This window comes from Microbulbifer thermotolerans, from assembly GCF_900112305.1.
Lineage (GTDB): Bacteria > Pseudomonadota > Gammaproteobacteria > Pseudomonadales > Cellvibrionaceae > Microbulbifer > Microbulbifer thermotolerans.
Map to the genome: position 1 here is coordinate 554266 of NZ_FOKT01000001.1, position 18025 is coordinate 572290.

At 58.9% G+C, this 18025-nt stretch carries 15 protein-coding genes; 13 read left to right on the plus strand and 2 right to left on the minus strand.

The window, feature by feature from the left end; translation table 11 throughout:
* Nucleotides 1–152: 152 nt before the first annotated feature.
* From BM155_RS02430 to acpS, 8 genes are all read left to right on the plus strand, one after another.
* Nucleotides 153–1538, plus strand: coding sequence for a DegQ family serine endoprotease (locus tag BM155_RS02430; RefSeq protein WP_074900878.1), 1386 nt, complete (start codon nt 153–155; stop codon nt 1536–1538).
* A gap of 221 nt (nt 1539–1759) precedes the next feature.
* Nucleotides 1760–3565 carry a translation elongation factor 4 gene (lepA, locus tag BM155_RS02435; RefSeq protein ID WP_067152699.1) on the plus strand — a complete coding sequence of 602 codons (1806 nt, stop codon included), beginning with the start codon at nt 1760–1762 and terminating at the stop codon, nt 3563–3565.
* Nucleotides 3566–3605: 40 nt separating this feature from the next.
* Nucleotides 3606–4373 carry a signal peptidase I gene (gene lepB, locus BM155_RS02440; protein ID WP_067152701.1) on the plus strand — a complete coding sequence of 256 codons (768 nt, stop codon included), beginning with the start codon at nt 3606–3608 and terminating at the stop codon, nt 4371–4373.
* 44 nt (nt 4374–4417) lie between these two features.
* A complete protein-coding gene (locus BM155_RS02445; protein WP_067152703.1) occupies nt 4418–4861 on the plus strand; it encodes a DUF4845 domain-containing protein in 444 nt (147 codons plus the stop codon).
* On the plus strand, nt 4851–5564 hold the full coding sequence (rnc, locus tag BM155_RS02450; RefSeq protein ID WP_175487738.1) for a ribonuclease III: 714 nt from the start codon (nt 4851–4853) through the stop codon (nt 5562–5564). The genes BM155_RS02445 and rnc overlap by 11 nt, the downstream gene beginning before the upstream one ends.
* A gap of 94 nt (nt 5565–5658) precedes the next feature.
* Complete coding sequence (gene era / locus BM155_RS02455) at nt 5659–6558, plus strand: GTPase Era (RefSeq protein WP_231902478.1); 900 nt, start codon at nt 5659–5661, stop codon at nt 6556–6558.
* 20 nt (nt 6559–6578) lie between these two features.
* Nucleotides 6579–7337 carry a DNA repair protein RecO gene (gene recO, locus BM155_RS02460; RefSeq protein ID WP_074900880.1) on the plus strand — a complete coding sequence of 253 codons (759 nt, stop codon included), beginning with the start codon at nt 6579–6581 and terminating at the stop codon, nt 7335–7337.
* Nucleotides 7334–7720 (plus strand): holo-ACP synthase, encoded by a 387-nt coding sequence (acpS, locus tag BM155_RS02465; protein ID WP_083421054.1) that lies wholly within the window; start codon nt 7334–7336, stop codon nt 7718–7720. The genes recO and acpS overlap by 4 nt, the downstream gene beginning before the upstream one ends.
* On the opposite strand, the gene BM155_RS02470 is transcribed toward acpS, so the two are convergent.
* Nucleotides 7721–10738 (minus strand): response regulator, encoded by a 3018-nt coding sequence (locus tag BM155_RS02470; protein ID WP_254773084.1) that lies wholly within the window; start codon nt 10736–10738, stop codon nt 7721–7723. It lies immediately after the preceding gene.
* Nucleotides 10739–10983: 245 nt separating this feature from the next.
* On the opposite strand from BM155_RS02470, the gene cysM reads away from it, so the two are divergent.
* The 3 genes from cysM to mazG are packed head-to-tail and all read left to right on the plus strand — an operon-like array spanning nt 10984 to nt 14982.
* Nucleotides 10984–11883: a cysteine synthase CysM gene (gene cysM / locus BM155_RS02475; RefSeq protein WP_067152711.1), complete on the plus strand. Its 900-nt coding sequence runs from the start codon at nt 10984–10986 to the stop codon at nt 11881–11883.
* A gap of 3 nt (nt 11884–11886) precedes the next feature.
* Entirely contained in the window at nt 11887–14130 is a 2244-nt protein-coding gene (relA, locus tag BM155_RS02480) for a GTP diphosphokinase (protein ID WP_067152713.1), read from the plus strand.
* A gap of 27 nt (nt 14131–14157) precedes the next feature.
* Nucleotides 14158–14982, plus strand: coding sequence for a nucleoside triphosphate pyrophosphohydrolase (mazG, locus tag BM155_RS02485; RefSeq protein WP_074900883.1), 825 nt, complete (start codon nt 14158–14160; stop codon nt 14980–14982).
* 12 nt (nt 14983–14994) lie between these two features.
* Here the strand turns inward: mazG and BM155_RS02490 are convergent, their stop codons facing one another.
* Nucleotides 14995–15993, minus strand: coding sequence for a 2-hydroxyacid dehydrogenase (locus tag BM155_RS02490; protein WP_067152719.1), 999 nt, complete (start codon nt 15991–15993; stop codon nt 14995–14997).
* A 204-nt stretch (nt 15994–16197) separates the two neighbouring features.
* Between BM155_RS02490 and adk the strand changes: the two genes are divergently transcribed.
* A complete protein-coding gene (adk, locus tag BM155_RS02495; protein ID WP_067152722.1) occupies nt 16198–16851 on the plus strand; it encodes an adenylate kinase in 654 nt (217 codons plus the stop codon).
* Between the two features lie 142 nt (nt 16852–16993).
* Entirely contained in the window at nt 16994–18001 is a 1008-nt protein-coding gene (gene hemH / locus BM155_RS02500; RefSeq protein WP_074900885.1) for a ferrochelatase, read from the plus strand.
* Nucleotides 18002–18025: the final 24 nt, after the last annotated feature.

Consider the following 18025-nt stretch of genomic DNA (forward strand, 5'->3'; position numbering starts at 1 on the left):
TACACTGGATAGAGAACTTTTATGGCCAGATTGCTACTAATAAGTAGCTTGATTGTCCCTCGCTGCGCCCCAATTTTTGAAGCCAGCCCCGAAGGGGGACACCGAAATCCATAGATTGCATATTACTAGGGATCACTAGGGGTAACAAACGTATGGTTACACGCTGCACGCAGTATTTGCTGGCCCTGTGCCTTCTGGTATCGGTACCCGCCTGTGCCAGGGGGTTGCCCGACCTCACCGGGCTGATCGACGACAATTTTCCGGCGGTGGTGAAGATCAACACTGTTGAGCGAAACCGCACAACCGGTGGTCTGCCGCCTCAGTACCAGGAAATCCCGGACATTTTCCGTCATTTGCTGGAACCGCGCCGCCAGCAACGTCCCGTCGCCAGTATGGGGTCCGGTTTTATCGTCTCTTCGGACGGCTATGTGGTCACCAATAATCACGTGGTGGATGGGGCCGATGAAGTGGTGGTGACCTTAACTGACCGCCGCGAATACGAGGCCAAAATCATCGGCACCGATACCCGCTCCGACCTTGCGTTGTTGAAAATTGACGCCGATGACCTGCAGACAATCCGCTGGGGGGATTCCGAGAAGCTCAAGGTTGGCGAGTGGGTAGTGGCCATCGGCTCCCCATTCGGCCTCGACTACTCCGCCAGCGCGGGGATTGTCAGTGCCATGGGGCGCAGTATTCCCAACGAGAATCGCGAAAACTACGTTCCTTTTATTCAGACTGACGTGGCCATCAACCCGGGCAACTCCGGCGGCCCGCTGTTCAACCTGAAGGGGGAAGTGGTCGGCATTAACTCGCAAATCTACACTCGCAGCGGCGGCTCCATCGGCCTGTCTTTTGCCATTCCCTCCAGTGTCGCCCGCGATGTGGTGGAACAGTTGAAAGAAAAAGGTCGCGTGGACCGCGGTTGGCTGGGGGTGGCCATCCAGGACGTGGATCGCAACCTGGCCAAGGCCATGGGGCTTGGTAAGCCCAATGGCGCCTTGGTTGCTCAGGTGGAGGCGGGTGCGCCGGCGGATCAGGCGGGCATCAAGGTCGGGGATATCATCACCCGTTTCGACGGCCGCAAAATTATGGTGTCCGGGGATCTGCCACACGTGGTGGGGCAAACCCGCCCGGGCAGTGAAGTTGCGGTGGACTTGATGCGCGAGGGGCGGCAGAAAACCGTGCGCCTGACAGTGGGTGCGCTGCCGGGTGACGAGGGTGAGCATCAGGCCGGAACCAGCGTGCCCAGCGGTGTCGGTGGCCGACTGGGCCTGATCGTTGACGAGATTCCCGAAACGCTGAAACAGCGCTGGGGTGTGGAGTCCGGGGTTCTGGTGAAACGGGTCGTACCCGGCAAGCCCGGAGCCAAGGCCGGGTTGCGCAGTGGCGATATCATCGCCCAGTTGGGCTTTGAGGAGGTGGAAGATCTCAAGGACTACAACAAAGTGGTCGAGGACCTTCCGGCCGATGAGCTCTTGCCTATCCGCTTCTTCCGCGCCGGACAGCCCACCTTCCGAACTATTCAAATCGACGACTAGCCCTTTTCAGGGACTTCCGGGAGCGCCGCTCCCGGAGTGTCATAAGTTCCAAAAGTGGCGATATCGACTTCGGAAATGAGAACAATGCGGAGTTCCGGACATTCCGTGTCCCCGGTGTGGGGATGCCGATGGTCGCGGCTCGCGACTCCTGATAGACTTGCGCCACACAGCCGGCACATCCGCCGGCTAACGTTCTGATTTTTAAGGATTTCTACTCCGCAGTGGCCACAGATCTCTCCCATATCCGCAATTTTTCCATTATTGCCCATATCGACCACGGGAAATCCACCCTGGCGGACCGCTTTATCCAGGTATGCGGCGGCCTGTCCGATCGCGAAATGGCTGAGCAGGTGCTGGACAGCATGGACCTGGAGCGGGAACGCGGCATCACCATCAAAGCCCAGAGCGTGACCCTCAACTACACGGCGCGCGACGGCAAAACTTACCAGCTGAACTTTATCGACACCCCCGGGCACGTGGACTTTTCCTATGAAGTCTCCCGGTCCCTGGCCGCTTGCGAGGGCGCACTGCTGGTTGTCGACGCGGCTCAGGGCGTGGAAGCCCAGTCGGTCGCCAACTGCTATACCGCCATTGAGCAGGGACTGGAAGTGATTCCGGTACTGAACAAAATGGACCTGCCCCAGGCGGATCCGGATAGAGTGGCCGAGGAGATCGAGGACATCATCGGTATCGATGCCAGCGAGGCCACCCGCTGCAGTGCCAAGTCCGGTCTCGGGGTGGAGGACGTTCTCGAGGACTTGGTGCGCCTGGTACCGCCCCCTGAAGGCGACGCGGACGCGCCGCTGCAGGCACTGATTATCGACTCCTGGTTTGACAGTTATCTGGGCGTGGTATCCCTGGTGCGGGTAGTACAGGGCACTCTGAAAACCAAGGACAAAATTGCGACCAAGTCTATCGGCCGTGCCCACGTGGTGGACGAAGTGGGGATTTTTACCCCGAAGCGCAAGGTCACCAATGTACTGCGCGCCGGCGAGGTGGGCTTTGTAGTGGCCGGTATCAAGGATATCCACGGCGCACCTGTCGGCGATACCCTTACTCACGCCAAGGGCGCAGAGGAGGTTCCGGCACTGCCGGGCTTCCAGAAAGTGAAGCCGCAGGTGTATGCGGGGCTTTTCCCGGTCAGTTCCGATGATTACGAGGCGTTCCGCGATGCCCTGGACAAACTGTCGCTGAACGATGCCTCGCTCTTTTATGAACCGGAGACTTCCGATGCCCTCGGTTTCGGCTTCCGCTGTGGTTTCCTCGGTATGCTGCATATGGAGATTATCCAGGAGCGGCTCGAGCGGGAGTATGACCTGGATCTGATCACCACTGCACCCACCGTGGTTTACGAAGTGGCGTTGAACGATGGTTCCGTGGTGTATGTGGACAACCCCTCGCGCCTGCCGGATCCCGGTAGCATTGACGAAATGCGCGAGCCCATTGCCGAGGCCAATATCCTGGTGCCGCAGGAATATCTGGGTAATGTGATTACTCTGTGTGTGGAAAAGCGCGGCATCCAGAAGGATATGCACTATGTGGGCGGGCAGGTGTCGCTGCGCTATGAGTTGCCGATGAGCGAAGTTGTGATGGACTTCTTCGACCGTCTCAAGTCCGTCAGCCGCGGGTTTGCTTCCCTGGATTACAATTTTGCGCGATTTGAAGCGGCCAAACTGGTGCGCCTGGATATTCTGATCAACGGCGATCGGGTGGACGCACTGGCTCTGATCGTGCACCGCGACAACGCCCAGCAGAAAGGGCGCGCCATGGCGGAAAAAATGAAGGAGCTGATTCCGCGTCAGATGTTTGATGTCGCCATTCAGGCAGCCATCGGCGGTCAGGTGATCGCGCGGACCACAGTCAAGGCGCTGCGCAAGAACGTCACGGCCAAGTGTTATGGCGGTGACGTGACGCGTAAGAAAAAGCTGCTGGAAAAACAGAAAGAAGGCAAGCGCCGCATGAAGCAACTGGGGCGGGTTGAGGTCCCCCAGGAGGCTTTCCTGGCGGTATTGAAAGTGGACCAGTAATCGGCCGCGCTTTGTGCCGAGGGACAACAGAGAATAGCGAATGGATATTAACTTCCCCCTGATTCTGCTCTGGCTGGTGATCATCACCGGCGGCATTTGGCTGATCGACAGCCTATTTTTCGCACGCCGGCGCCGAAAAGAGGCCGGAGGGGAGCAGGCCGAGCCGGTAATGGTGGAATACGCCAAGTCCTTTTTTCCGGTGTTGGCAATTGTGTTCGTATTGCGCTCCTTTGTGATTGAGCCATTCCAGATCCCGTCCGCGTCCATGGTGCCAACACTGCAGGTTGGGGATTTCATCCTCGTGAACAAGTACGCTTACGGCCTGCGCCTGCCGGTGTCGCGCACCAAGGTATTGGATATCGGTGAACCCAAGCGCGGCGATGTGATGGTGTTCTTCCCCCCGCATATGAACGATACCTACTTTATCAAGCGGGTGATCGGGTTGCCGGGTGATAAGATCGAGCTGAAAAACAATATGCTCTACATCAATGGCGAATTGGCACCCCAGGAATTGATCCAGGCGCTGCCGCCAGCCAATCCGCAGGTGGAAGTACTTTGGGAGGAGGTCGGCGGACACCGCCACCTGATGGCCAAAGAGATAGCGCCGAGCCGTTTCAGCAACTTCAGTGCGACTGTCCCCGAGGGACACTACTTTATGATGGGCGACAACCGCGACAACAGTCTCGACAGCCGCTCCTGGGGCTTTGTGCCGGAGCGGGATGTGGTCGGCAAGGCCTTCGCCATATGGATGCACTGGGACAAATTATTGAGTCTGCCCAGCTTTGACCGGGCGGGTAAGATTGAGTAATCACAAGAGAACCTACTACAGCAATAATAATCGAGGGAACAATCATGAGCGTGCGACTCCGTACTTCTCTTTTCCGTCAGCGCGGCATGAGTTACTGGGGCTGGTTGCTGGTTGTTGCGATGTTCGGTTTTATTTTGACCTGCGTCTCCAAAATGGCACCGGCCTATATCGATGCCCGCTACGTGGAGGAAGGGCTGAAAAAGCTCGCCGAAAACCCCAACTTGCGCGAACTTTCCCGGGCCGATATCAAAAAGGAACTGGATCGTTTCTTTCTGATTAACAATGTGCGCGGCGAGCCCACCAAGTCAGTCAAGGTCATCCGCGGCGCCGACAGTATGTTGGTGAGTATCGACTACGAATTGCGCCAGCCGTTGATCTATAACGTCGATGTAGTAATGAAGTTCGACAAGCAGCTCAATACCGCAAAACCGGAGCTTTGCTGCGAGCCTCTGGTAGACCTGGAGCAATTCCGCAAACGTGACAACTGATCTTCTGCTCGAGCGCCTTTGTCTGCGCCTTGGCCACCAGTTTGGGCGCCGGGACCTGTTGGAACTGGCGCTGACACATCGCTCCCACGGCAGCCGCAACAACGAGCGCCTGGAATTCCTTGGGGATTCCATCCTCGGATTCACCATCGGCGCCGCCCTGTACGACAAATTTCCCGAAGGGCGGGAAGGGCAGCTGAGCCGCCTGCGCGCCCGGCTGGTCAGTGGGGAGACGCTGGCCGAGCTGGCCAGGGAAATGGAACTGGGGGACTGCCTGCGCCTTGGAGAGGGTGAGATGAAAAGCGGTGGTCATCGCCGCGCATCTATTCTCGCCGATGCCGTGGAGGCGTTGATTGGCGCTATCTATCTGGATGCCGGCCTGGAAACTGCGCGCCAGCGGATACTGGCCTGGTACGCGCCGCGGATGGCGCAGCTGTCCCTGGAAATCGACAAGGACCCCAAAAGCCGCCTTCAGGAGTGGTTGCAGGCCCGAGGGCGACCGCTGCCGGAGTACCGGGTGGTGGATATCGTTGGCGCCGAGCACGCTCAGGAGTTTGTCATCGAATGCCAGGTCAGTGGTCTGGTAGACCCGGTGCGCGCGCGCGCGGGAAGCCGTCGGGCGGCGGAAAAGCGCGCGGCGAGTGAAGCCTACCACCGGCTGACTGATGCCCCGGGGACAGATTCCGTGAAGGGCCGTCCGGGGTGAATCGAGCAACCCAAATTCTCCCTGTCGGCACTTGTCGGGCTGCCGGGGTAACATGTGCCGGTGTAATCCGCGCTTTCCCACCAGAGGTATTTTCGTGAACCAACAACCCACCCGCTGCGGTTATATCGCCATCGTCGGCCGCCCCAATGTGGGAAAGTCCACTTTGCTCAACCACCTGCTGGGACAAAAGCTGGCGATCACTTCGCGCAAGCCGCAGACCACCCGTCACAATATGCTCGGTATTAAGACCGAGGGGGCGGATCAGATTGTGTTTGTGGATACGCCGGGGCTCCACAGTGGACAGGACAAGGCGATCAACCGCTATATGAACCGCGCCGCCACGAGTGCCGCTCGGGATGTGGACGCGGTGGTCTTTGTTGTGGAGCGCGCTCGCTGGACCGAGGGGGATCAGCTGGTTGCCGACAAGCTGAGCGGTATTAAGTGTCCGTTGATTATCGCGGTGAACAAGGTCGATCAGCTGGAGGATAAGAGCACGTTGCTGCCGCAACTGCAGGCGCTGGCGGAGCGTCATCCCGGAGCAGAAATCGTGCCCGTATCGGCGCTGCGGGGCGTCAATCTCGATGCGCTGGAAGAAGTGATACTGCGCCACCTGCCGCAGGGCCCGCACCTATTTCCCGAGGATCAGATCACCGATCGCAGCTCCCGTTTCCTTGCCGCTGAAATCGTGCGTGAAAAGATCATGCGCCAACTGGGTGCGGAAGTGCCCTATGAAGTCACCGTGGAAGTGGAAGAGTTTGTACGAGAAGACAAAATTCTGCATATCAGCGCCGCCATTTTGGTGGAGCGCTCCGGGCAGAAGCGCATCATTATCGGCAGCAAGGGTGAACGTATCAAACAGATAGGCACCCAGGCGCGGCAGGACATGGAGCGCCTGTTTGAAAGCAAGATCATGCTGAATTTGTGGGTAAAAGTGAAATCCGGTTGGTCCGATGACGAGCGGGCTTTGCGCAGTCTCGGTTACCGGGATGAATAAGGCGGACTGCGTCGCAGGGTATGAAACCGCAGCCACTACAACCCGCCTACATTCTCCACTCGCGCCCCTACCGGGACTCCAGTCTGATTTTGGAGCTGCTGACACCGGATTACGGCCGTATTGCTTGCGTTGCGCGGGGCGCGCGGCGGGACAAACAGCGCCGCACACAGTCTCTGCAGCCGTTCGTGCCACTGCTGGTTGGCCTGCTCGGTCGCGGTGACCTCAAGACTTTGGGGAGCGTGGAAAACAGCGGCTGTGCCCTGTGGCTGAAAGGTCGGGCTGTCTACGCAGGTCTATATGCCAACGAGTTGCTCCTGCGCCTGTTGGCCGCGGGAGAGGCACAGTATGAGATATTCGCCAGCTACCAGGTGCTGTTGCAAGACCTGGCGGCTCTGCCCGGAGACAGCAGCGACCAGCTGGAGGCGCCGCTGCGGCGTTTTGAACTGCATGTGTTGCAAAACCTCGGCAGCTGTCCGCAACTAGGCTATTGCGCCCACAGTATGGCGCCTGTCAGCGCGGAGGCCTGTTACCGGTTGGAGAATGAAAGCGGCTTTGTCCCGGTTTACCGCGCGGGGCAGGCAGGTGCTTGTGAATTTTCCGGTGCCGAACTGCTGGCATTGGAGCGGGCGGTGCAGGACGGGAAATTTGCCCCGGAACTGCTGGTGACCGCCAAGCGCCTGACTCGCCTCCTGCTGGCACCGCTGCTGGGAGACCGGCCGCTTGCCAGTCGAGAGCTTTTTAAACAGGTATATCGTAGCAACCACGATCTGGAATCATGATTGTCAGTATCGGCACCGACATTTGCAGCCTGTCCCGCATCGAATCGGCTTGGCGCCGGTTCGGCGACCGTTTTGTCGAGCGCGTACTGTCTGCGGGTGAGCGGCGGGCTTTTTACGAGCTGGCGGTTGCCAACCGCGCCGCCTATCTTTGCAAGCGCTTTGCCGCCAAGGAAGCGCTGGGCAAGGCACTGGGTACCGGAATTGGTGCCGGCATTTCCTGGCAGCATATGGAGGTTCGGCGCTGCCGCGGCGAGGCGCCGGAGGTGGTGCTCTCCGGCGAGGCGAAAGTGCGTGCCGATGCCATGGGGGTGGAGCGCATCCATCTCAGTTTGTCGGATGAAAAAGATTTCGCGCTGGCCTTTGCCGTTTTCGAAAGCCGGTGATCAGGGGGGATGTGTCCCTGTTGCGGCTTTTTCAGGGGCGGGAGAGGGGACTTCAATGGGAAGTTCCGCCTGCTCCCCGGCGCTGTCATCGAGTCCGAACAGCACGTCCAGATTTTGCTCCGAAGCCCATTCTCGCAGCGCGCGTATTTCCTGCACCACTGCTTCCACGCTGTCTTGATTGATCTCCGCAGTTTTCTGCTTCCACAACGGGCGCAGTTCCTCCTGTAGCCGTTTGGTGGCCTCTTGCAAGCGCGGCACACCGCAATAGCAGCAGCCGCCGTGGATTCGGTGTACCAGCTCGAACAGCCCTCGGTGGTCGCCGGCGGCATTCAGGCGGTTCAACTCCCGCTCATCGGCAACCAGTCCCTTGATCAGCATCTTCAGCATGTCCCGCGCCAGGTGGGCGCTGTTGTTGCTGAGCTGCAAGCTTTTGCCGATATCCACCAAGCGGTGGCTGGGGGGCTTTTGCTTTTGGGGGGCGGCCGGAGTCAGAATCTTCATCCAGCGCTTGATCATGTGAGATAGCTGCGTTTCGCTCACCGGTTTGCTCAGGTAGTCGTCCAGGCCGGCGGACAGCAGTCTCGCCTTTTCCTCTGCGCCCGCGTGCGCGGTCAGGGCGATAATTGGAATACGGGCGCTGTAATCCTGCGACTCTGATTCTCTCTCGCGAATGAGGCGCGTGGCTTCTAAGCCGTCCATGCCGGGCATCTGGATGTCCATGAAGATTAAGTCAAACGGTTCCCCTTGGTCTCGCGCCCGCTGCCACAGCTCGAGCGCTTCCCCGCCGCTGGCGGCAAGCGCCGCCTCCACGCCCTGAGTGCGCAGCAACTCGCTGACCAGCAGGCGGTTGGCCTGGTGGTCGTCCACAGCCAGAATTCTTGGCGCCGTGCGCCAGGGGGGGATGGAATGGATTCCGTTGGCGCGACTCTGATTTGGGCTCTGCTGTGGTGCCACCCGCTTGAGGGCGCGTAGCAGGTTGTCCCGCGTGACCGGTTTGCCCAGGAAAGTGAGCACTCGTGTGCGCAGCTGTTCGTAGCAGCGGCGCAGTTCCACCGGGGACCCCTGCACGATGACCCGGCACTGGTAGGTGTCCACCAACTGTTGGACGGTCTCCACGAACAGCTCGAAATCTCCTCTGTCGCTAGTGTCGCCGGGGGCGGCGATTGCGGTGTCTATGATCACTGCGTCGGGTAGGGCGTCGTGGCGCCACATCTGCTCTATGGCCGGTTGCAGGGTGTCCGTATCCGCCAGTTCGATAGCGGCGACCTCCCAGTATTTCAGCAGCTGGGCCACCTGGGTGCGTGTCATGCGGTTGGGGTCGGCAATCAGTATGCGGCATCCGGGGAAACGCTCGCGCACCAGCAGGGTACGGTTGCGTTCCAGCAGCAGCGGCAGATGTACCCAATAGGTACAGCCGCCGCCGGCGGCTTCGTCTATACCGATACTGCCGCGCATCCGTTCCACCAGACTGCGGGCGATGGCGAGGCCGAGACCACTGGAGCTGATTTGCCGGCCCTGTTCGCGGCCTTTGCCGCCCAGCAGTTGTTGCAGCTCGCGGCGGCGCTCTTCGTCAATGCGGTTGCCGAGGTCAGTGACGCTGATGCGGACCATCAGTTCAGAGTCTTTGTTGTTTTGCACACTCAGCCGCACGGGGATATTGCCGTGCTCGGAGCTGCGCACCGCATTGCCCACCAGGTTGGTCAGTATTTGCTTGATGCGCAGCGGATCGCCCACCAGGGTTTGTGGCAACTGGGTGTCGATCAAAGGCACCAGCTCCAGGTGATGTTCGTACGCGAAGGGCGCGAGAATCTGTAGCGTCTCTTCCAGCAGTTGGCCCAGGTCCAAGGGAATGTGGTCCAGCACCAGATTGCCGGACTCGATGCGTGAGAAGTCCAGGATATCGTTAATGGTGGTGAGCAGGTTTTCCGACGAGCGGAGAATGGTCTGCAGATAATCCTGTTGCAATTCGTCGATAGCGGTTTTCAGCAGCAGGTTGGTAAAACCGATAATACCGTTGAGCGGCGTGCGTATCTCGTGGCTGGTGTTGGCGAGGAAGTCGGATTTAATCTGGCTCGCCTCCAGCGCTTTTTTGTGTGCCAGCTCCAGCTCGATGTTTTGCTCTTCCATACTGTCCAGAGACTGGCGCAGGTCCTCCATCGATTGCAGCAGGCTGGCTTTGTACTCCTCCTGGTGGGCCGACAGCTTCTCCGCCATCTCGTTGATTTGTTGCGCCAGTACATTTAGTTCTCGGGTGTCTGTTTCCTCCGCCCGCTTGTCGAACTGGCCGAGCCCTATGGCCTCGATGATTTTTCCCAGGCGGGCCAGGCTGTGGGCGAAGCGCTCGGACAGAAAGATCGACCATACGAATGCCGCTAAAGTGCAAACTATCAGACCCAGCAGGCCGATCAATACCACCTGGTAGGTGCCTACCAGGAAATAGGGGCGGTGCAATTCAATGGCGATCCAGCAGCTGGGTACTTCACCTCTGAGCGGTTGCAGTATCTGCAGACTCTCGTGCGTTTCGAAGATAAAGGCCTCGCGGCCGTGTATGTCGCGCGCGGAGATTCGCTCCCTTGGCCGCGGACCTACGCCCGCCAGCAGGCGCAGGCCGGTATCCGGGTCCAGGGGCTTGCCCGCAGCCGCCTCGGAAGAATAAATCTGTACCGAACGTACCATGTCTTTTTCCAGCGTCAGCGCGAGCAGGCTGCGGTGCAGCCACTCCATACGTAGCTTCGCCGGTTGACCTCCGGATAGTTCGATCAACTCTGCCAGTTGCTCGGCGCTGGCGCGGCCGTGGCTCAGCAGTAGTTGGCGGCGGTCGTGCATCTGCTGCAGTGTGAACACCACGCCGAGTATCAGCGCCAGCGCCAATGCTGGCGCCACGGTGAAGCGAAATAGAATCGAGCGCAGGGAGCGCAGAGCGGGCGGCAAATCCTGTGTCGGCTGGGGAAGCGTCGGGGCGGCCATGGTGTAAGGTGAGCAGTGGTGTTGTATTTTTGCGCGATTGTACGCCTCCATTCCAAATAATGCATTGGTGTTGCTTTTATGGACGCAATATTGGTCCAGTTGAGGAAAATAATTCCAATATGCTCCGGCATGGCGCCATAATCCGTGTTGCTGGTCCACTGTCTGCAAAGCCTTAGCCGGACCAGAAGACGATGCTGGCGGGCCATCGAACTGACGAATAAGTCTGGCGTCGAGGTTCGCAGCACTTCGCCAGGCGGGTAGAATGCCCAACTTTCTGATTTGGCTTTGGACCGACTATGGATTACCCCACGATTGCCGATTGCGTAGGCAATACGCCGCTGGTGCGGTTGCAACGCCTGCAGGGCGAAACCAGCAACACGATTCTGCTCAAGCTGGAGGGGAACAACCCAGCCGGCTCGGTCAAGGACCGGCCGGCCCTGTCGATGATCACCCGGGCCGAGGCCCGCGGCCAGATCGCGCCCGGTGACACCCTTATCGAGGCCACCAGTGGCAACACCGGCATAGCCCTTGCCATGGCCGCGGCCATTAAAGGCTATCGTATGATCCTGATCATGCCTGAGAGCGCCACCGAAGAGCGCAAGGCAGCGATGACCGCCTACGGTGCCGAGCTGATTCTGGTGAGCGCCGAGGCCGGCATGGAGGGGGCGAGGGACTTGGCATTGCAAATGCAAGCGGAAGGGCGCGGCCTGGTTTTGAACCAGTTTGCCAACGATGACAATCCACAGGCACACTTTGAAGGCACGGGGCCAGAGATCTGGCGCCAGACCGGTGGACGCATCACGCATTTTGTTTCCTCCATGGGCACCACCGGCACCATTATGGGCTGTGGGCGCTATCTCAAGCGGCAGAACCCGGATATCCAGGTTGTCGGTCTGCAGCCGACCGAAGGTTCCAGTATCCCCGGTATCCGCCGCTGGCCCGAGGCCTACCTGCCGAAGATTTTCGTGCCCGAAGAGGTGGATCGGGTAATCGATATGGCCCAGTCCGAGGCCGAGGAGATGACGCGCCGCCTGGCACGGGAGGAGGGCATTTTTTGTGGTGTTTCCTCCGGTGGCGCCGTCGCCGGGGCCCTGCGCCTGTCGGCGGAGGTTGAAAATGCCATAATCGTTGCCATTGTTTGTGACCGCGGAGACAGATATCTGTCCTCGGGGCTGTTTGACCGGAAACCCAGCTAAGCAATGGTTCAAGTAAGAAAACACCACTCCCTGGGCGGTGACGGAGAGCTGGATCTGGAGGCTTGGCTGCGCCATATCCAGACGCTCGCCGGCCTGGAGGGCGGCGCGCTGGTAACACTGCGCCAGGCCGCGGATATGAGCGCTGAGGCAGAGAAGCGGGCTATCGCCGCGGAGAATATCTGGGCCGAGGGGGCCAGCAGCTACCGCACGGGCCTGGAAATGGCCGAGATACTCGCCGAGCTGCAGATCGATGCCGAGGCCCTGTGCGCGGCGGTACTCTACCGCGCGGTGCGGGAAAAGCGCCTGGAACTGAAGGTGGTCGAAGACACCTTTGGCAAAACTGTGGCCAAGCTGATCCGCGGAGTCCTGCGCATGGCCGCCATCCGCAGCCGCACCGCCGACACCGGCTCTGAAGGGCAGAGTGCTGCGGTGGGCGAGCACTCGGAAAATATCCGCCGCATGCTGGTAGCCCTGGTGGACGACGTGCGCGTGGCGTTGATTAAACTGGCCGAGCGCACCTGTGCCATCCGCGCGGCGAAAAATGCCGAGCCGGCCAAGCGCCGGCGGGTGGCCCGCGAAGTAGCCGATGTCTACGCGCCGCTGGCGCACCGGCTGGGAATCGGGCACATCAAGTGGGAGCTGGAAGATCTCTCTTTCCGCTACCTGGAGCCGGACGACTACAAGCAGATCGCCCGGCTGCTCGATGAAAAACGCCTGGACCGGCAGAAATATATCGACCAAGTTTTGGAGCTGCTGCGCGGAGAGCTGGAACGGTCGGGAATTCAGGGCGAGGTCTTTGGCCGCGCGAAGCATATCTACAGCATTTGGCGCAAAATGCGCCGCAAGAATATCGGTTTCTCCCAGGTCTATGATATTCGCGCCGTGCGCATACTAGTGCCCACAGTGCGCGATTGCTATGCAGTGCTCGGTATAGTGCACAACCTGTGGCGCAACATTCCCAACGAGTTCGACGATTACATCGCCTCTCCCAAGGAAAACGGCTACCGCTCGCTGCACACCGCGGTGATCGGCCCGGAACGCAAGGTGCTGGAGGTGCAAATACGCACTTTCGCCATGCACGAGGAGGCGGAATACGGTGTCTGCGCGCACTGGCGCTACAAGGGTACTGACCGCGATCCGCAGGGCCAGGACGGCTACGAGCAGAAGATTGCCTGGCTGCGGCAGGTACTCGACTGGCACGAGGAAGTGGGCGGCAATCCCCTGCAGGATGATTTGCGCAGCGATGCCGACACCCGCATTTATGTGTTTACCCCGGACGGCCACGTGGTGGACTTGCCGCGTGGGGCTACGCCGTTGGATTTCGCTTACAAGATCCATACGGAAATCGGCCACCGCTGCCGCGGCGCCAAGGTGGACGGGCGCATAGTGCCGCTCAACTGCGAACTGCAGACGGCCAACCAGGTGGAAATCCTTACTGGCAAGCGCGAGGCGCCGAGTCGCGACTGGCTTTCCCCGGGAATGGGTTATATCACCACTTCCCGCGCCCGCGCCAAAATCATCCACTGGTTCAAACAGCAGGCCCGCGACCAGAATATCGCCGATGGTCGCAGTATTCTCGACGGGGAATTCAAGCAATTGGCGTTGATCGATTTCGACTTCGAACAGCTCGCCAGAAAACTGAACATGCAATCGCTGGATGACCTCTACGCCGCTGTCGGGGCAGGGGATATCGGTGTGGGACAGGTGCTCAACGCGGCACAACGTATGGTGCAGGTTGACAAGGTGGAGCCCGTGCCGTCCCTCACTGCGCCGGTCGCGCGAGGTGAGGGCAAAGCGGATGTTTACATCAATGGGGTCGGAAACCTGTTAACCCATATCGCCCGCTGCTGTAATCCGGTGCCGGGCGATGACATTATGGGATACATCACGCTCGGCCGCGGTGTTTCCATTCACCGCAAGGACTGCCCCAACATGCTGCGTATGCAGGCGGAAGAATCCGAGCGGGTATTGCAAGTAGAGTGGGCCAAGAAACCCAAGGAAGTTTATTCGGTGGAGATAATGATCGAGGCCTACGACCGTCACGGCCTGCTGCGCGACATCACCACCATGCTCGACAACCAGCGTATTAATGTGACCGCAATGCAGACCCGCACCAACAAACAGAAGCATACGGTGGACATGGTGCTGACTGCGGAAATCCGTAATTTCGAGGAGTTGTCCCGCGTGCTGCACAGGATCAACCAGCTACCCAATGTGGCTTCGGCGCGGCGGCGGATACTGCACTGACTCCGGTGGCGAAACACGGATAAATTTATGCGGCGGGAAAAATACAGCATCGAAGATCTGCTCCATTTGATGGCTCGGCTGCGCAGCCCGGATGGCGGTTGCCCCTGGGACAGAAAACAGAGCTTTGCCACTATCGTCCCTTCTACCATCGAAGAGGCCTACGAGGTCGCCGAGGCGATAGAGGCGGAAGACTACGACCACCTGCACGAAGAGCTCGGCGACCTGCTGTTTCAGGTGATCTTTTATGCGCAGCTCGGCCGGGAGGCCGGTCACTTTGATTTTTCTGCAATCGTCGACACGCTGGTGCGCAAGCTATTGCGGCGCCACCCGCACGTCTTTCCAAGCGGCGAACTCTATGGAGACAACCGCGGCGGAGTAACAGACGAAGATGGAGTAAAAGCGAATTGGGAGGCCATCAAGGCCGCCGAGCGCAGTGCCAAGGGCGAAAGCGGTACGCTAGACGGCGTGGCCCTGGGGCTGCCGGCATTGACCCGTGCCGCCAAACTTCAAAAGCGTGCGGCCAACGTCGGCTTTGACTGGCATGATATCAGCGGTGTGCTGGACAAGATCGAAGAGGAAATTGCCGAATTGCGTGAAGCGGTGGAAAGCGGGGACTCTGAAAGTGCACGGGAGGAGCTGGGCGACCTGTTGTTTTCCTGTGTCAACGCCGCGCGCCATTTTAAGGTGGACCCGGAAACGGCGCTTCGCCAGTGCAACCGTAAATTCGAGACCCGCTTTAATGCGGTGGAGACAAGTCTGAAAAAACAGGGCCGCCGCGTGGCGGATGCCAGTCTGGAGGAATTGGATCAGCTTTGGCAGCGCGTCAAGCGGGCTGAAAATCAAAAGGCCTGATTCAAAACGGTATTATTTGGGCGCTACCAGCTGGTTTGCACAACTGCCCGTCTGCTCGAATTCAGTCACATTCGCCAGGGTCGTCCGGGCGATATTGGTGACTGCCTCCCGAGTGAAATAAGCCTGGTGGCCGGTGATCAATACATTGTTGAATGTCAGCAGGCGCGCGAAGACATCGTCGTTCAGTACGCTGTTTGAGTGGTCTTCGAAAAACAGATCTTCTTCCTCTTCATACACGTCCAGTCCCAGGTAGCCGATTTTCCCCCGCTTGAGCGCGCGGATAATCGCGGCGGTATCGATAATCGCACCGCGGGAGGTATTGATCAGGCAGACGCCGTCACGCATCTCGGCAATGGTGTCGTCGTTGATCAGATGCTTGGTCGAGGGCACCAGAGGGCAGTGTAGGGAAATGATGTCCGATTGGCGGCACAGTGTTTCCATAGATACATAGTGCATTCCGAGATCCCGGCAAGTGCGGCTTTCCACAGGATCAACCCCCAGAAGCCGACAACCGAAGCCGTGCATAATGTGCGCGAAGACGGTGCCAATTTTGCCTGTACCGACAATTCCCACTGTTTTGTCGTGCAGATCGAACCCCATCAGCCCTTCAAGGGAGAAGTTACCTTCGTGTACCCGCGCGTGGGCGCGCAACAGGCGGCGGACCAGACACAGAATCATTGCCACCGCGTGTTCCGCCACGGCATAGGGGGAATAGCCGGGCACATTGGCCACCACTATGCCCAACTCGTTGGCTGCGCGGATATCCACGTGATTGAAGCCGGCGGAGCGCAGCGCGAGCATTTTCACCCCCTGATTCCGCATCTTTTCGAGCAGCGGTCTCTGAACCGGGTCGTTGACAAAGACACAGATAGCTTCGGCACCGTCGCTTAAAATCAGAGTATCGCTGTCCAAATGGGTGTCGATATAGTGCAGTTCATGGTCGAATTGGCGGTTGAAGCTGTCGAAGTACTGCTTGTCATAACGCCGGGCATTGTAGATGGCGATTTTCATGGATGTCTGGCCCCCGATTCAGGTTGCGATGGCTTGTTTCCCATAGCTTAGCTGGTAGTTTTACTACAGGATTTCGCCCCTGGCGGTTGCTTTATCTGCCTTGCCCTTCTTCGGGTCAGCGTGTAAGGTAGCGCTCTTTTGGCGCGGCGGGACTTGATGCGTGTGTCGACTCTGATCCGCCGACATTTCTGGGGAGACTTGACTATGCGAATCATTCTCTTGGGGGCGCCGGGGGCCGGCAAGGGGACTCAGGCTCAGTTTATTACAGAGAAGTTCGGCATTCCGCAGATCTCCACTGGCGACATGTTGCGTGCCGCGGTTAAAGCTGGCACGCCCCTGGGCTTGCAGGCCAAGGACATCATGGCTGCCGGCAAGCTGGTTTCGGACGATCTGATTATCGCCCTGGTCAAGGAGCGGATTGCCGAGCCGGACTGCGCCAACGGATTCCTGTTCGACGGCTTTCCCCGAACCATTCCCCAGGCGCAGGCGTTGCTGGACGCGGATGTCGGCATCGACCACGTGCTGGAAATCGCCGTGGACGATGAGGAAATCGTCAAGCGTCTGTCCGGCCGCCGTGTACACGAGAGTTCCGGGCGCGTATACCACCTTGTCTACAATCCGCCCAAGCAAGAAGGGTTGGATGATGTCACCGGTGAACCGCTGATCCAGCGCAGTGATGATGCCGAGGAAACCGTGCGCAAGCGCTTGGCTGTATACCACGAGCAGACGGAGCCGCTGGTAGGCTTCTATCGCGAGCTGGCGGAGCGCAGCCCTGAAAGTGCACCGAAATACAGCAAGGTGCTCGGGGTGGGTTCCATGGATGAAATCCGCGAAAAAGTCATCGCCGCTCTGGATTGATCCTGAACTGGCGAGATAGCGAAAAAGGCTCCCTGATGGGGGCCTTTTTTGCATGGGGCGTTTCCAGCCAATTGGTGGCTATATTTCGCTTTTTGATGACAGGTACTATTTCCCTTTTCGAAATACTTATGGGGGGCAAGTTATGTCCACAGCTGTGATTTTGATGAATCTGGGAACGCCGCTGGAACCCACTGCGCCGGCAGTGCGGAAATTTCTGCGCGATTTTCTTTCGGACTCCCGCGTAGTGGAAATCCCCCGTCCCCTGTGGCTGCCGATTTTGCACGGCTTCATTTTGCCATTGCGCCCGCGGCGCATAGCGCCGGCCTATGCACAAATCTGGGATAGCAGCGTTGACGGCGAGCCTGTAAAAGGTTCTCCATTGCTTTATTACACCCGCCGCCAGGCGGAGCTGTTGCAGGCGCGGTTGGCGGAAGAGCGTCCGGATATCACTGTCAGCCACGCAGTAACTTATGGTGAACCGGGTCTGCAGACGGTAATTGAACGTTTGCGTAGAGAAGGTTTTGTCTCTTTTATTGTTTTTCCTCTCTACCCGCAGTATTCCGCAACCACGACTGGGCCCATTTACGATCAAGTGGCGCACATCTTTCGCCGCAACCGGGATATTCCCGATATTAGAGTCATTCGCGATTATTACCGCCACCCCCTCTATATCCGTGCCCTGGCCAACTCGGTGCGGGAGCATTGGGAAAAACGCGGCGCGGCGGAAAAGTTGCTGCTGTCATTCCACGGTATCCCCAAAGCCAATATTCGAAAGGGGGACCCCTATTACCAGCAGTGCCAAGAAACCGCGGAGCACCTGGCCGCAGAGTTGGGCTTGGAAGATGACCGCTGGCAGTTCAGTTTCCAGTCCCGCTTTGGCAAGGCGGAATGGCTGCAACCGTATACCGACAGGACACTGATGGAATGGGGGAAGAGTGGTGTTACCAGCGTCGACGTCATCTGCCCGGCATTTTCCGCCGACTGTTTGGAAACCCTGGAGGAAATTTCGGTGGAGAATCGCGCTAATTTTCTCCAGGCAGGCGGAAAGGCGTATCACTATATCCCCGCGTTAAACTTGCGCGGTGACCATATCGAGGCACTTGCGGCAATTGTTCAGGAGCAGCTGCCGAACAGTTGCAGCTCCGCGTGAAAGGCGCAGTGATTATTTCTCACC